14 protein-coding genes are annotated in these 13,104 nt (G+C 68.0%); 12 read left to right on the top strand and 2 right to left on the bottom strand.

Features of this window, described 5'->3' with window-relative positions:
- Window positions 1–54 precede the first annotated feature (54 nt).
- Window positions 55–981: a heme o synthase gene (locus tag ITJ43_RS02740; RefSeq protein ID WP_194581903.1), complete on the top strand. Its 927-nt coding sequence runs from the start codon at window positions 55–57 to the stop codon at window positions 979–981.
- Window positions 982–1,065: 84 nt separating this feature from the next.
- Here the strand turns inward: ITJ43_RS02740 and ITJ43_RS02735 are convergent, their stop codons facing one another.
- Both ITJ43_RS02735 and ITJ43_RS02730 read right to left on the bottom strand, forming a co-directional pair.
- The gene (locus ITJ43_RS02735; protein ID WP_194581901.1) at window positions 1,066–1,476 is read right to left on the bottom strand and encodes a dinucleotide-utilizing enzyme; all 411 of its coding nucleotides are present in this window, start codon (window positions 1,474–1,476) and stop codon (window positions 1,066–1,068) included.
- A gap of 84 nt (window positions 1,477–1,560) precedes the next feature.
- Window positions 1,561–2,556, bottom strand: a complete 996-nt coding sequence (locus ITJ43_RS02730; RefSeq protein WP_194581900.1) for a COX15/CtaA family protein — start codon at window positions 2,554–2,556, stop codon at window positions 1,561–1,563.
- 291 nt (window positions 2,557–2,847) lie between these two features.
- Here ITJ43_RS02730 and sufB point away from each other — a divergent pair, with 291 nt between their 5' ends.
- The 11 genes from sufB to ITJ43_RS02675 all read left to right on the top strand — a co-directional run bounded on the left by sufB (window position 2,848) and on the right by ITJ43_RS02675 (window position 13,075).
- A complete protein-coding gene (gene sufB / locus ITJ43_RS02725) occupies window positions 2,848–4,266 on the top strand; it encodes a Fe-S cluster assembly protein SufB (RefSeq protein ID WP_194581899.1) in 1,419 nt (472 codons plus the stop codon).
- The gene (gene sufD, locus ITJ43_RS02720) at window positions 4,266–5,489 is read left to right on the top strand and encodes a Fe-S cluster assembly protein SufD (protein ID WP_194581898.1); all 1,224 of its coding nucleotides are present in this window, start codon (window positions 4,266–4,268) and stop codon (window positions 5,487–5,489) included. Before sufB ends, sufD begins: the two co-directional genes overlap by 1 nt.
- Window positions 5,486–5,815, top strand: a complete 330-nt coding sequence (locus ITJ43_RS02715; RefSeq protein ID WP_194581897.1) for a non-heme iron oxygenase ferredoxin subunit — start codon at window positions 5,486–5,488, stop codon at window positions 5,813–5,815. The genes sufD and ITJ43_RS02715 overlap by 4 nt, the downstream gene beginning before the upstream one ends.
- A gap of 14 nt (window positions 5,816–5,829) precedes the next feature.
- Window positions 5,830–6,600 carry a Fe-S cluster assembly ATPase SufC gene (gene sufC, locus ITJ43_RS02710; protein WP_194581896.1) on the top strand — a complete coding sequence of 257 codons (771 nt, stop codon included), beginning with the start codon at window positions 5,830–5,832 and terminating at the stop codon, window positions 6,598–6,600.
- Between the two features lie 10 nt (window positions 6,601–6,610).
- Entirely contained in the window at window positions 6,611–6,940 is a 330-nt protein-coding gene (locus ITJ43_RS02705) for a metal-sulfur cluster assembly factor (protein WP_194581894.1), read from the top strand.
- Window positions 6,941–7,011: 71 nt separating this feature from the next.
- Entirely contained in the window at window positions 7,012–8,172 is a 1,161-nt protein-coding gene (locus tag ITJ43_RS02700) for a MalY/PatB family protein (RefSeq protein ID WP_194581892.1), read from the top strand.
- 48 nt (window positions 8,173–8,220) lie between these two features.
- The gene (locus ITJ43_RS02695) at window positions 8,221–9,162 is read left to right on the top strand and encodes a siderophore-interacting protein (protein WP_194581890.1); all 942 of its coding nucleotides are present in this window, start codon (window positions 8,221–8,223) and stop codon (window positions 9,160–9,162) included.
- Between the two features lie 38 nt (window positions 9,163–9,200).
- The gene (locus ITJ43_RS02690) at window positions 9,201–10,172 is read left to right on the top strand and encodes a FecCD family ABC transporter permease (protein WP_323741101.1); all 972 of its coding nucleotides are present in this window, start codon (window positions 9,201–9,203) and stop codon (window positions 10,170–10,172) included.
- Entirely contained in the window at window positions 10,169–11,185 is a 1,017-nt protein-coding gene (locus ITJ43_RS02685) for a FecCD family ABC transporter permease (protein ID WP_194581886.1), read from the top strand. Before ITJ43_RS02690 ends, ITJ43_RS02685 begins: the two co-directional genes overlap by 4 nt.
- Window positions 11,182–12,021: an ABC transporter ATP-binding protein gene (locus ITJ43_RS02680; RefSeq protein WP_194581884.1), complete on the top strand. Its 840-nt coding sequence runs from the start codon at window positions 11,182–11,184 to the stop codon at window positions 12,019–12,021. The genes ITJ43_RS02685 and ITJ43_RS02680 overlap by 4 nt, the downstream gene beginning before the upstream one ends.
- A gap of 25 nt (window positions 12,022–12,046) precedes the next feature.
- Window positions 12,047–13,075, top strand: a complete 1,029-nt coding sequence (locus tag ITJ43_RS02675; protein WP_194581882.1) for an ABC transporter substrate-binding protein — start codon at window positions 12,047–12,049, stop codon at window positions 13,073–13,075.
- Window positions 13,076–13,104 lie beyond the last annotated feature (29 nt).

The following is a 13,104-nucleotide window of genomic DNA, read 5'->3' as shown; positions in this document are numbered from 1 at the left end:
GGCGGTTCTCGACGTGACCTAGACTGGGCGCAGCCGAGAAAGGGGATCCGGGGCATGGTGCAGTCGAGCGTGTCCGCCGTGACCGACCCCGCGACTCGTTCTTCTCTGGGGCGTACCGTCCGGGCCTATGTCGCCCTGACGAAGCCCCGCGTGCTGGAGCTTCTGCTCGTGACGACGGTGCCGGTGATGATCCTGGCGCAGGGAGGCCTGCCGAATCTGTGGCTCGTGCTCGCCACCGTGATCGGCGGTGCGATGAGTGCCGGATCGGCCGCGACGTTCAACATGTACCTCGATCGCGACATCGACGCGCATATGCGTCGCACCGAGAACCGCCCCCTCGTGACGGGGGAGGTGTCGCCGCGTGGGGCCTTGACGTTCGCCTGGGTCCTCGCCGTGGCATCGACGGTCTGGTTGCTGGTGACCACCAACTGGCTCGCGGCGGCCCTGAGCGCCGTGGCGATCTTCTTCTATGTCGTGATCTACACGATCATCCTTAAGCGACGCACCGAACAGAACATCGTGTGGGGCGGCATCGCGGGCTGCTTCCCGGTTCTCATCGGGTGGTCGGCTGTCACCGGGTCGCTCACGGGGACCCCCTTCATCCTCTTCCTGCTCGTGTTCCTGTGGACGCCGCCGCACTACTGGCCGCTCTCCATGAAGTACAAGGGCGACTACCAGGAAGCGGATGTGCCGATGCTCGGCGCGACCCGCGACGGACTCCAGGTCGGCCTGCAGGTCATCCTCTACGCGTGGGCCACCGTCGCGTCGTCGCTTCTGCTCATCCCGGTCGCCGGCATGGGGCTCGTGTACACGGCATCCGCTCTCGTGTTCGGCGGATGGTTCATCGTCGAGTCGCACGTCCTTTACAACCGTGCGGTGCGCGGCGAGCAGATTCGGCCCATGCGCGTCTTCCACGCATCGATCACCTACCTGACGCTGCTGTTCGTGGCGATCGCCGTCGATCCGCTGCTGCCCTTCTGAGAAGGCCCGCTCCCGTCACACGACGAAGGCGCCGGTCCCCGTGCAGGGGAGCCGGCGCCTTCGTCGTATGACGCGGGGTGTGGGTCAGACCGCGGGACGGTCGGTTGCGTCTTCGGTCGTCTGGGCCGCCGGGGTGGCGACCGTCTCGGCTACGGGAGCGGCGGGCGCCGCGGCGGGCTCGACGACCTCCACGACCTCGAGCTCTTCGGCGACGACGGCGGGCTGCGCCTTCGTACCGATCAGGCTGCTGAGCGCGCCGAGCGTCAGGGCGAGGGCAAGGCCCACCAGGCCGGCGCCGATGAGAAGAGCGCCGAAGACGGCCCAGATCTGGCCGGGGTAGACCTCGACGCCCGTGGCGGTCTGGTCGGTGAGGGTGTCTGCCATGATCGTGAGCTTGTTCACGAGCAGGTACACGCCGCCGCCGATGGCGACGACCGAACCGCCCACGAGCACCCAGAACGGGATGCTGCGGCTCAAACGGGCGGTGTGGGTCATGAGAGGGCTCCTTCTGTCACGTCACCGCACGCGCGGCGACACATCGACTATCTGCGAACCACCAGGGGAGCGGTGATGCGCCGGCTATGAGGTTGCTGTGGACCGTTCGCCCACAGCAAGCATGGCACGCGGGACCTTCAGGTGCAGCACCACCGCTGTCATGGCCGCTACGAGGCAGACGGCGAGCATCATGTGGATGTTGACCAGAGCGATCGGAAGACCGGTGCGCGCCTGCCACAGTCCGACCGTGATCTGCACCAGTTCGATCCCCAGAAGCAGGCCCGTCCAGCGTCGCAGCCGGGCTATTGGCGGCGTGCGGAACGACCACGCGAACAGAACCACCGTCAGGGCGAACAGGGTGTAGGCCGGCCAGCTGTGAACGTGCTGCCAGAAGATGGGGTCGAGTCCGTTGCGCGCGGCCTTGTCGTCGCCGGCGTGCGGACCCGAGCCGGTGAGCAGGATGCCGACGGCCACCGTGACCAACACGAACAGGCTCGTCACGTGGGTGAGGGTCGCATAGCTGTGGGGGACGACGCGCTCGCGCGGTCCCGGGGTCGCGTAGACGCGAACGACGTACGCCGCCGAGATCGCGACCAGCGCGGCGGAGAGCAGGTAGTGCACGCCCACGATGCTCGGGTGCAGGTGCAGCCACACCGTGACGCCGCCGATGATGGCCTGCACGATAATGCCGATGCCGACCGCGAGGGTGAGCCGCGGCAGTTCCGGGCGCGTGTTCCACAGGCGCACCACCGACAGGAACGCCAGGAGCGCCACGATGACCAGCACGCCGGTGAGTGTGCGGTTGCCGAACTCGATGAGACCGTGGATGCCGAGGGCTTGGGTGGGAACCAGCGACTCGGGGGTGCAGTAGGGCCAGGTCTCGCATCCCATTCCCGAGCCGGTGAGGCGCACGAGCCCTCCGGTGCCGACGATGACGATGTTGCTGATCAGCACGAGCCAGGCGATCACGCGCGTGGGTCGACCGACACGCGCGGGAAGGCGCGAAAGCCAGCGGCGGTCGCCGCCGGCGCTCGGCGCGGGGTGTCGAGTGTCGGGAGTGGAGGTCTGCGGCGCGGACATGGTGGGTCGCCTTCCGAATGCGCGCCCGATCGGGCGCCGGCCACGCCCGGGGTGGGGTGTTGCCTGTAGACTCAAGGGGTGGGAACAGCGGCGCGCGAAGCGCGTCACGCCCCCTACAGTCTAGGCGCGCGACCTGTGTGCCCCGACGCAGACCACGTCGGAGAAAACGACACGAAAACGGCCCTGAAAGCGGCATCCGACCTTCGCCCACGACACTCCGATCGTGACACCGGCGCAGGCGCGGGAATGCCGGAGCGGATGACACCGCCGGGCACGAAGGAGGCAAACCCCATGTCGGATGTGCTCATCGACCGTCCCGAACTCGAGGGACTGGGAGTCTACGAGTTCGGTTGGCACGACGCGGACGCCGCAGGCGCCGTCGCGCAGCGCGGGATCAACGAGGACGTCGTCCGCGGGATCTCGGCCCTCAAGAGCGAGCCCGAATGGATGCTGAAGACCCGTCTCAAGGGGTACCAGCTTTTCGGGCGCAAGCCCATGCCGACGTGGGGTGCAGACCTCTCCGGCATCGACTTCGACAACATCAAGTACTTCGTGCGTTCGACGGAGAAGCAGGCGCAGACCTGGGAGGACCTCCCGGAAGAGATCCGCAACACGTATGAGAAGCTCGGCATCCCCGAGGCGGAGCGTCAGCGCCTCGTCGCCGGTGTCGCCGCGCAGTACGAGTCCGAGGTCGTCTACCACCAGATCCGCGAGGACCTGGAGCAGCAGGGCGTCATCTTCATGGACACCGATACGGCGCTTCGCGAGCACCCCGAGTTCTTCGAAGAGTACTTCGGCACCGTGATCCCGGCCGGCGACAACAAGTTCGCCGCGCTGAACACGGCCGTCTGGTCGGGTGGCTCGTTCGTCTACGTCCCGAAGGGCGTGCACGTCGAGATCCCGCTGCAGGCGTACTTCCGCATCAACACCGAGAACATGGGCCAGTTCGAGCGGACCCTGATCATCGCCGACGAGGACAGCTACGTCCACTACATCGAAGGCTGCACGGCGCCGATCTACAAGAGCGACTCGCTGCACTCGGCCGTCGTCGAGATCATCGTCAAGAAGAACGCCCGCGTCCGCTACACGACGATCCAGAACTGGTCGAACAACGTGTACAACCTCGTCACCAAGCGGGCCATCGCCCACGAGGGCGCGACGATGGAGTGGATCGACGGCAACATCGGCTCCAAGGTCACGATGAAGTACCCCTCGATCTACCTGATGGGTGAGCACGCCAAGGGTGAGACCCTCTCGGTCGCCTTCGCCGGTCCCGGACAGCACCAGGACGCCGGCGCGAAGATGATTCACATGGCGCCGTACACCCAGTCGTCGATCGTCTCGAAGTCGATCGCGCGCGGAGGCGGTCGTGCCGGGTACCGCGGTGAGGTGCGGGTGTCGCCGGAGGCGCACCACTCCGCCAACACCGTGCGGTGCGACGCCCTTCTGGTCGACACGATGTCGCGCTCGGACACGTATCCCGCCATCGACATCCGCGTCGACGATGTTCAACTGGGCCACGAAGCCACCGTCTCGAAGGTCAGCGAAGAGCAGCTCTTCTACCTCATGAGCCGCGGCATGCCCGAGGACGAGGCGATGGCGATGATCGTGCGCGGCTTCATCGAGCCGATCGCCCGTGAGCTGCCCATGGAATACGCCCTCGAGCTCAACAAGCTCATCGAAATGGGCATGGAAGGATCCGTCGGCTGATGACGACAGCGACTCAGACCCCCGCCAGCGCGAGTCCCCGGGCGGAGGGTCACATCGACCCTGCGGCCGCACTGCGCGCGGCGAGTGTTCCGGTGCAGACGCGCTCGGAACGGCTAACCTCTTTCGACCCCGCAGACTTCGGTGTTCCCACCGGGCGCGAGGTCAACTGGAAGCACACGCCGCTGAACCTCATCGAGGATCTGCTGCGTGACGAGCGGGCACCGCACGACGTCATCGGCGTCGAGGTCAGCGCTCCCGCGGCGGTGGAGCAGAAGCGTCTCGCTGTGGGCGATGCCCCGCGCGGTGAGGTGTTCCGTCCCGAGGATGTGGCCAGCGCGATCGCCTGGGCCCAGGAGGACGAGGCGCCGCTCATCCGCATCCCCGCCGGTGTCGAGCTCGACGAGCCGGTCGTCGTGCGGCTGACCGGCCGCGGCGGCGTCGCGCATGCGCACGTCGTGATCGACGCGCAGCCCCACTCCCGCGGCACGATCGTGCTGCGTCACGAGGGCACGGCGCACCAGGCGCAGAACGTCGAGATCATCGTGCGCGATGGCGCCGCCCTGACCGTGGTCTCGGTGCAGCGCTGGGATGACGATGCCGTTCACCTCGCGTCGCACCAGGCGCGCGTCGACCGCGACGCGTCGCTCACCCATGTGGTCGTCAGCCTCGGCGGTCGTGTCGTGCGGGTCAACCCGTCGGTGGAACTTGCCGGCACCGGCGCGAGCGGCAAGCTCTACGGCCTGTCCTTCTCCGATGCCGGTCAGCACCTGGAGAGCCAGGTCTACCTTCACCACAAGGGTGCCCAGACCGTCGGCGACGTCCTCTACAAGAGCGCGCTGCAGGGTGTCTCGGCGCGAAGCGTCTGGATCGGTGACGTGCTCATCGGACCGGATGCCGTGGGCACGGATTCCTACGAAGCGAACCGCAACCTCGTGCTGACCGACGGTGCGCGTGCGGACTCGATTCCCAACCTCGAGATCGAGACCGGTGACATCCGCGGCGCCGGCCACGCCAGCGCGACCGGTCGCTTCGACGACGAGCAGCTCTTCTACCTGCAAGCGCGCGGCATCTCAGAAGACGAAGCCCGTCGCCTGGTCGTGCTCGGTTTCCTCGCCGAGATCGTTCAGAAGATCGACATCCCAGCGCTGCAGGACGAACTCAGCGCCGCGATCGAGCAGGAGCTCGCCCTCGACCGCGAAACCTCCGGGGAGAACGGCGAATGACCGCGCAGAAAGTGCTCAGTCTCGGCGATCTGCAGCAGGACACCGCCGTGCGCGTCGAGGTGGATGGCGTGCCGATGGCCGTCGTCCTCGATTCGAACGGTGAGGTGCACGCGATCGGCGATGTGTGCACCCACGGTGACATCTCGCTGTCGGACGGATTCGTGGAGGGGGAGACCCTCGAATGCTGGGCGCATGGCTCGGCATTCTCCCTCCGCACCGGACGCCCCCTGAATCTTCCGGCCTACGAGCCGGTCCCCGTGTATGCGGTCACGATCGACGGGGACGACGTCCTCATCGATCCCGCCGTCCTCAAAGAAGTGAACTGAAGAAGGTATCTGACATGGCTGTTCTCGAGATCCGCGACCTCCACGTGACGGTCGAGACCGACGCGGGGGAGACCCCGATCCTCAACGGTGTCGACCTGACCGTCCGCACCGGTGAGACCCACGCGATCATGGGCCCCAACGGGTCGGGCAAATCCACCCTTGCCTACACGATCGCCGGTCACCCCAAGTACACCGTCACGCGCGGAACGATCACCCTCGATGGCCGCGACGTGCTCGCGATGTCCGTCGACGAGCGCGCTCGGGCCGGTCTGTTCCTGGCCATGCAGTACCCCGTCGAGATCCCCGGTGTGACGGTCACGAACTTCCTCCGCACGGCCAAGACGGCGATCGACGGCGAGGCGCCGGCGATCCGCACGTGGACCAAGGACGTCAAGGGGGCCATGAAGAACCTCCGCATGGATCCGAAGTTCGCGGCGCGCAACGTCAACGAGGGTTTCTCCGGTGGCGAGAAGAAGCGTCACGAGATCCTCCAGCTCGAGCTGCTCAAGCCGGCGATCGCGGTGCTCGACGAGACCGATTCGGGCCTCGACGTCGATGCGCTGAAGATCGTCTCGGAGGGTGTCAACCGTGCGAAGGAAGCGACCGACCTCGGTGTGCTCCTCATCACGCACTACACGCGCATCCTCCGCTACATCCAGCCCGACTTCGTGCACGTGCTCGTCAAGGGCCGCGTCGCCGAAGAGGGGGGCCCGGAACTCGCCGAGCGTCTCGAGGACGAGGGGTACGACCGCTACCTCGAGCCCACCGACGTCATCGAGGCATAGGATTTCGGGCATGACCGCGACGCTCAGTCCCGAGAAGTTCGACGACGTCACCGAGGCTCTCAAGGATGTGATGGATCCCGAGCTCGGGATCAACGTCGTCGACCTCGGGCTCATCTACGACCTCAGCTGGGACGAAGAGAACGACGCACTCGTCATCCACATGACTCTGACGTCGGCGGGCTGCCCGCTCACCGACGTGCTCGAGGAGCAGACCGCCCAGGCATTGGACGATGTCGTCGAGCGGTTCCGCATCAACTGGGTGTGGATGCCGCCGTGGGGTCCCGAGCGGATCACCGACGACGGGCGCGACATGATGCGTGCGCTCGGCTTCGCGATCTGACTCACGCTCCTGATCGACGTCGCGTGACGCTCGATCAGCGGCGCCCGCGAAGGGCTCGCTAGGCTCGACGGGTGAGCACTCATCCTCTCGATGCCCTGCCTCTCGACATGCTGCGACGCCGCTCCAGCACCAAGTGGCGGACGTATCCGGACGATGTCCTGCCGCTCTTCGTGGCGGAGACCGACTTCGCCCTGGCTCCCGCCATCACCGAGGCGTTGAACACAGCCGTCTCCCTGGGCGACACCGGGTACACTCCGCAGGACCTCGGCGTGCGTGACGCTTTCGCAGGCTTCGCCGCGCGCCGCTACGGGTGGACGGTCGAACCCGCGCGCGTGCGCACGACCGGGGACGTGATGATGGGCGTCGTCGAGCTCCTGCGCGCCACGACGAATCCGGGAGATCGCGTCGTCACCACGCCGCCTGTCTACCCTCCGTTCGAAATGTGCGTCGTCGAGGCCGGTTGCCGGGTGGAGCCGGTACCGCTGGTCGACACCGGCGCGGGCTGGAGACTCGATCTCGAGGGTATCGATGCGGCGCTGGCGGACGGGGCACGAGCGATATTGCTGTGCAACCCGCACAATCCCACCGGTACGGTCCATGACGCGGCGACCCTGGCTGCGCTCGCGGACATCGCTGCGCGGTACGGCGCCGTGGTCATCAGCGACGAGATCCATGCCCCGCTCGCCGCCGACGACGTGCCGTACACCCCGTTCCTCGCCGCATCCTCGACGTCCGCCGCGGTCGGGTACGCCGTCACCAGCGCGTCGAAGGCGTTCAACTTGGCCGGGCTCAAATGCGCCCTGATCGTCACCGCTCACGACCAGACCAGCTCCGTCGTCGCAGCGCTGCCTCCCGAGGTCGAGTGGCGCACGGGCCTGTTCGGCGCCATCGCCGCCGTCGCTGCCTTCGATGGAGAATCGGATGACTGGCTCGACGCGCTCCGCGCACGCCTGGACACCAATCGGCGCCTCCTCGCCGACCTGCTCGCCACGCACCTTCCGCGAGCGGTCTACCGGATGCCACAGGCGGGTTACCTCGCGTGGATCGATCTCAGCGCGTACGCCTGGGGCGACGACCCGGCCGTGCGCATCCTCGACGAGGCGAAGGTCGCGCTGCACCATGGGCCCGAGTTCGGCCCTCAGGGGGCCGGCCACGTCCGTCTGAACTTCGGCTGCTCCCCGGACCTTCTGACGGAGGCCGTCGAGCGGATCGGGCGCCTCGCCGTCGAGTGATCGAGCCTCGGTGTGACAATCATGAGTAGGTAAGGCTACCCTTAGGGAATGCCCGATACTTCGACTGTGGTCCGCCCTGCGTATCGCCCGTACACCGTCCGCGTGGGAGCGGTGCGTCGACTGGCGCCGCACTACGTTCGGATCACCTTCACGGGTACGGAGTTGGAGTGGTTCGGAACCGCGGGCCTCGACCAGCGCATCAAAGTCGTGCTGCCGCTCGACGACGTCGCCGGTGGCTTCGCGGATTTCGGGCAGAACGATGCCGCCGGTGACTGGTACGACCGTTGGCGTGCACTTCCCTCTGCCGAGCGCAATCCCTTCCGCACCTACACCGTGCGCCGCATCGATCCGGTCAGCCGCGAACTCGATGTGGACTTCGTCGTCCACCACGAGGCGGGTCCCGCGGGAACATGGGCCGAGGGCGCGAGCATCGGAGACGAGCTGATCATCGTCGGCCCCGACGAGCGCAGTCCGCACTCACGTGCCGGCATCGACTGGCATCCGGGAACGGCGCGGCGCCTGCTGCTGGCCGGCGATGAGACCGCTGCGCCCGCGATCGGCGGCATCCTCGAGTCACTCGACCCCCGGTGCGAGGTCGACGCCTTCGTCGAGGTGCCCACCGTTGCGGACACGGAACTTCCCCTGCCTCCAGCGAGCGCCGACCGTCGAGTCGTCTGTCTCCCGCGCGGTGGCCGCCCCCACGGCGAGGTCCTCATCGAGGCGGTGACGGAATGGACGCAGCGTCAGGGGCCTCTCTTGGCGCGCGCCGCGGCACCGCGACCGCAGGTGCTCGACGACATCGATGTCGACCGTGAACTGCTGTGGGACAGTCCCGACGACGGCGACGGCGAGTTCTACGCGTGGATGGCGGGGGAGGCGGCGACGGTCAAGACGCTGCGTCGTCTGCTCGTGTCGGGATGCGGCGTCGATCGCAAACGGGTGGCCTTCATGGGCTACTGGCGGCTCGGCCAGGCCGAGCGCGTCGAATGATCACGCGACCACAGTCGCGGAGGGCTCTAATCGTCGCGGTGATCGGTGTGGTCCTCTTCGCGGTGCTGGTGGTGCTCTCGCTCACCGTCGGTGCGCGACCGATCTCACCCGGAGCCGTCTGGAACGCCCTGGTCTCGCCCGATGCATCCAACCCCGATCACGTCGTCGTGCTCACCCAACGTGTGCCGCGCACGGTCATCGGCGTGTGCGCGGGGGCAGCGCTGGCGCTGGCTGGCACGGTGATGCAGGGTCTGACCCGCAATCCGTTCGCCGACCCGGGCCTGCTCGGTCTGAACGCCGGCGCTTCCATCGCCGTTCTGGGCGCCATCACGCTCTTCGGTCTGTCGACGCCTGATGGATTCGTCTGGTTCGCGTTTCTCGGAGCCGCGGCATCCGCCGTTCTGGTCGCCGCCATCGGCGGTCGTGGTCCCGACCGCGGCGGCCCGGCGAAGCTCGCCCTCACCGGTGCCGCCGTGACAGCGGGTCTGACCGCGGTGACGTATCTCATCCTCAACACGAACGTCTTCGCGCTCGACGTCTACCGGTACTGGTCGGTGGGAGGCCTGACCTCGCGCGGATTGGACGCCGTCGCCCTCGTCCTACCTGCGATCGTCGTCGGAGCGGTCCTGGCCCTGGCCTCCGCCCGCGGACTCGATCTCATGGCGCTCGGCACGGACACGGCGTCCGGCCTGGGGCACGACGTCGCACGTAGCCGGATGCTGGGCATCCTGGCAACTGTGCTGCTGTGCGGCGGGGCGACCGCGATCGCCGGTCCGATCGTGTTTCTCGGCCTGCTCGTGCCGCACGCGCTGCGCCCGCTCGTGGGCGGAAGCTACAGGCGTCTGCTCGCTCTCGGCATGCCCTACGGCGCTGCGCTGCTGCTGCTGGCCGATATTCTCGGCCGCGTCGTCGCGCTTCCCGGTGAGGTGCAGGCAGGCATCGTCGTCGCTGTCATCGGTGCGCCGCTGCTGATCGCGTTGGTGCTCCAGCCACGTCGGAGCATGCTGTGAGCGCTTCAGCAGCGGTGCGCCGCGCGGCTCGACACCGTCGGGTGTGGGTGCTGAGCGTGCTGGGTCTGCTCGCGGTCGTGGCGATCGCTGTCGCCCTCTCCGTCGGGGACTACCCGCTCACGCCTGACCGGCTGTGGCGGACGCTGACGGGATCGGGCACGCGCATCGAGCAGTACGTAGTCTTCCAGGTGCGGGCGCCGCGGGCCACGATGGCCGTCGTCGCCGGCGCCGCTCTCGGCCTTGCCGGGGCGCTGCTGCAGACCTTCCTCGGCAATCCGCTGGCCAGCCCCGACCTGCTGGGAATCTCGGGAGGAAGCGGTGCGGCGGCGGTTGTCGCCATTCTGGTGTTCGGCACCACGGGCCCGCTTCTGGCGGTCTTCGCCTTCGTCGGCGGTGCAGGCGTGGCCGCCGTGCTCCTGCTCGCCGGCCGAGCGTTGCGTGACGGCGGTTTCCGCCTGATCCTCGCCGGGATCGGCATCTCGTTCCTGTCGGCGGCGGTGATCAATCTGCTGATGGTGCGCGCGAAGGTGGAGGAAGCACGCCTGGCGTTGCTGTGGCTGACCGGGAGCCTGGCGTCGACGCCGTGGTGGCAGGTGGCGACCGTGGCCGCTGTGCTGGTCCTGCTCGTGCCGGGATTCGTAGTCGCTGGACGTCTGCTGCCGATCAGTCAGCTCGGACGCGAGACGGCGAACGGCCTGGGCATCGGCACAACGCAGGTGCGTCTCGTGGTCGTTGTCAGCGCTGTGCTCCTCACCGCCGTGACGTGCGCATTCGTCGGCCCGATCTCTTTCATCGCTCTGTGCGCCCCGGCGATCGCCCGTTCCCTGCTGCGTCACGGCGCGGTCGGCCTCGCCGCCAGCGGTGTGCTCGGTGCGGTGCTGCTGCTCGCCGCCGATCTGGTGGCGCAGTTCGCCATCCCCGGGATGTCTCTGCCGGTGGGCATCGTGACGGGTGCGGTGGGGGCACTCTTCCTCCTCTGGCTCTTGGCCACATCGAAAGGACGACAGCTGTGACGACGGCATCCTCTTCCCCCCGTCTCGCCGCGCGCGAGCTCGCCGCCGGATACCCCGGGCGGCGTGTCATCGATGGGCTCGACCTCGAGATCGCCCCGGGTCGGCTGACGATGATCATCGGTGCCAACGCGTCGGGGAAGTCCACGCTGCTCGGAACCCTCTCGCGCCTGCACGAGCCGCTGGCCGGACGCGTCGAGCTGGACGACGCGGATGTCCGGGGCATCTCGCGTCGGCGCTTCGCGCAGACCGTCGGATTGCTTCCCCAGCATCCGACGGCCCCCGACGGCGTGAGCGTCGCCGAACTCGTCGGACGGGGCCGCCACCCTCACCGCGGGCTGCTCCAGCGATGGAGCGCGCACGACACGGCTCATGTGGACGAGGCGATGGCCTGGACCGGCATCACGGATCTCGCCGCCCGGCCGGTCGGCGATCTTTCGGGAGGTCAGCGCCAGCGGGCGTGGATCGCGATGGCGCTCGCGCAGGATCCCCGCATCCTGCTGCTCGATGAGCCGACGACGTTCCTGGATCTGAGCCACCAGCTCGAGGTGCTCGACCTGCTGCGGGAACTCAACCGCAGTCGGGGAACGACGGTCGTCGCCGTGCTGCACGATCTCAACCTCGCCGCGCGGTACGCCGACGATCTCGTCGTCATGTGCGCCGGTGCCGTCGTCGCCCACGGAGCACCGCGCGAGGTTCTCACCGCCGAGGTGGTCCGACAGGCGTTCGGTCTCGACGCCCTGGTGATCCCCGACCCCTTGACCGCGACGCCGCTGGTCATCCCCGTCCCCGCGGTCAGCGCCGCGCCCGTCGACGTGCTCGCCGCGACGACGTCATGACACACCCCTGAGAAAGGAAGACCCGATGAACAGACGACGAAAGACCGCTGGTCTCGCCGCGATCGTGAGCCTCGCCGCCCTTCTGCTGTCCGGCTGCGCGGCCGGTGCGCCGGCGACGACGGAGAGCTCGGACGCCGCAGCGAGCGACGTGTTCCCCGTGACGATTCACTCCGCGTTGGGCGACGCCACCATCGAGAAGAAGCCGGAGCGCATCGCCACCTGGGGCTGGGGCGCCACCGACACGGTGCTCGCTCTCGGCATCCAGCCGGTCGCGATCCCCGCCGACACCTACTCGGGCGGTGACGACAAGATGGCGCCGTGGATCTCTGACGCGGTCGACAAGCTCGGCGGCCAGAGGCCGACGATTCTCGACGCGAGTGCCAACGAGGTGCCTCTCGAGGCACTGCTGAAGACGAACCCCGACGTGCTGCTCGCTCCGTACTCCGGCCTCACGCAGAAGGAGTACGACGCGGTGACGGCCGCGGGGATCCCCGTCGTGGCGTACCCCGATGCGCCGTGGACCACGCCGTGGCGCGATGTGATCACGATCACCGGCGAAGCTCTGGGCATGAGCGGACAGGCAGATGCGCTGCTGAAGGGACTGGACACGCAGGTGTCGGATGCCGCTGCCGCCCACCCCGAGTTCGCGGGCACGACGATCGCGTACGTGGATGACGATGTCGACACCTTCTACCTGTATCTGCCCTCCGACCCGAGGGTCGAGATCCTCCAAGACCTCGGGTTCGTCTCCCCGCCGAGCGTGTCGGCGCTGAGCACCGGTGAGGGCACGTTCTACACGACGGTCAGCCAGGAGAACCTCGACAAGATCGACTCGCAGGTGCTGTTCACACAGGCCGAGACGCAGGGGGCCCTCGATGATTTCCTCGGCTCGGCTCGAGGATCACTCATCCCCGCCGTCAAGAAGGGCGCGGTCGCCGCGATGGTCGGGGCGGAGAACGTCGCCGCCGTCTCGCCGACGGCGCTGACTCTGCCGTGGGCGCTGCCCACCATCACGGAGAAGCTCGCCGCGGCAGTTGCCAAGGCCAAGGGCTGACGCCAGGAACCGTATACGACGAAGGCCCC

Origin of the sequence: Microbacterium sp. VKM Ac-2870, assembly GCF_015350795.1 — a bacterium.
In the GTDB taxonomy this organism is placed as follows: Bacteria; Actinomycetota; Actinomycetes; order Actinomycetales; family Microbacteriaceae; genus Microbacterium.
This window is presented reverse-complemented; position numbering and strand designations above follow the sequence as displayed.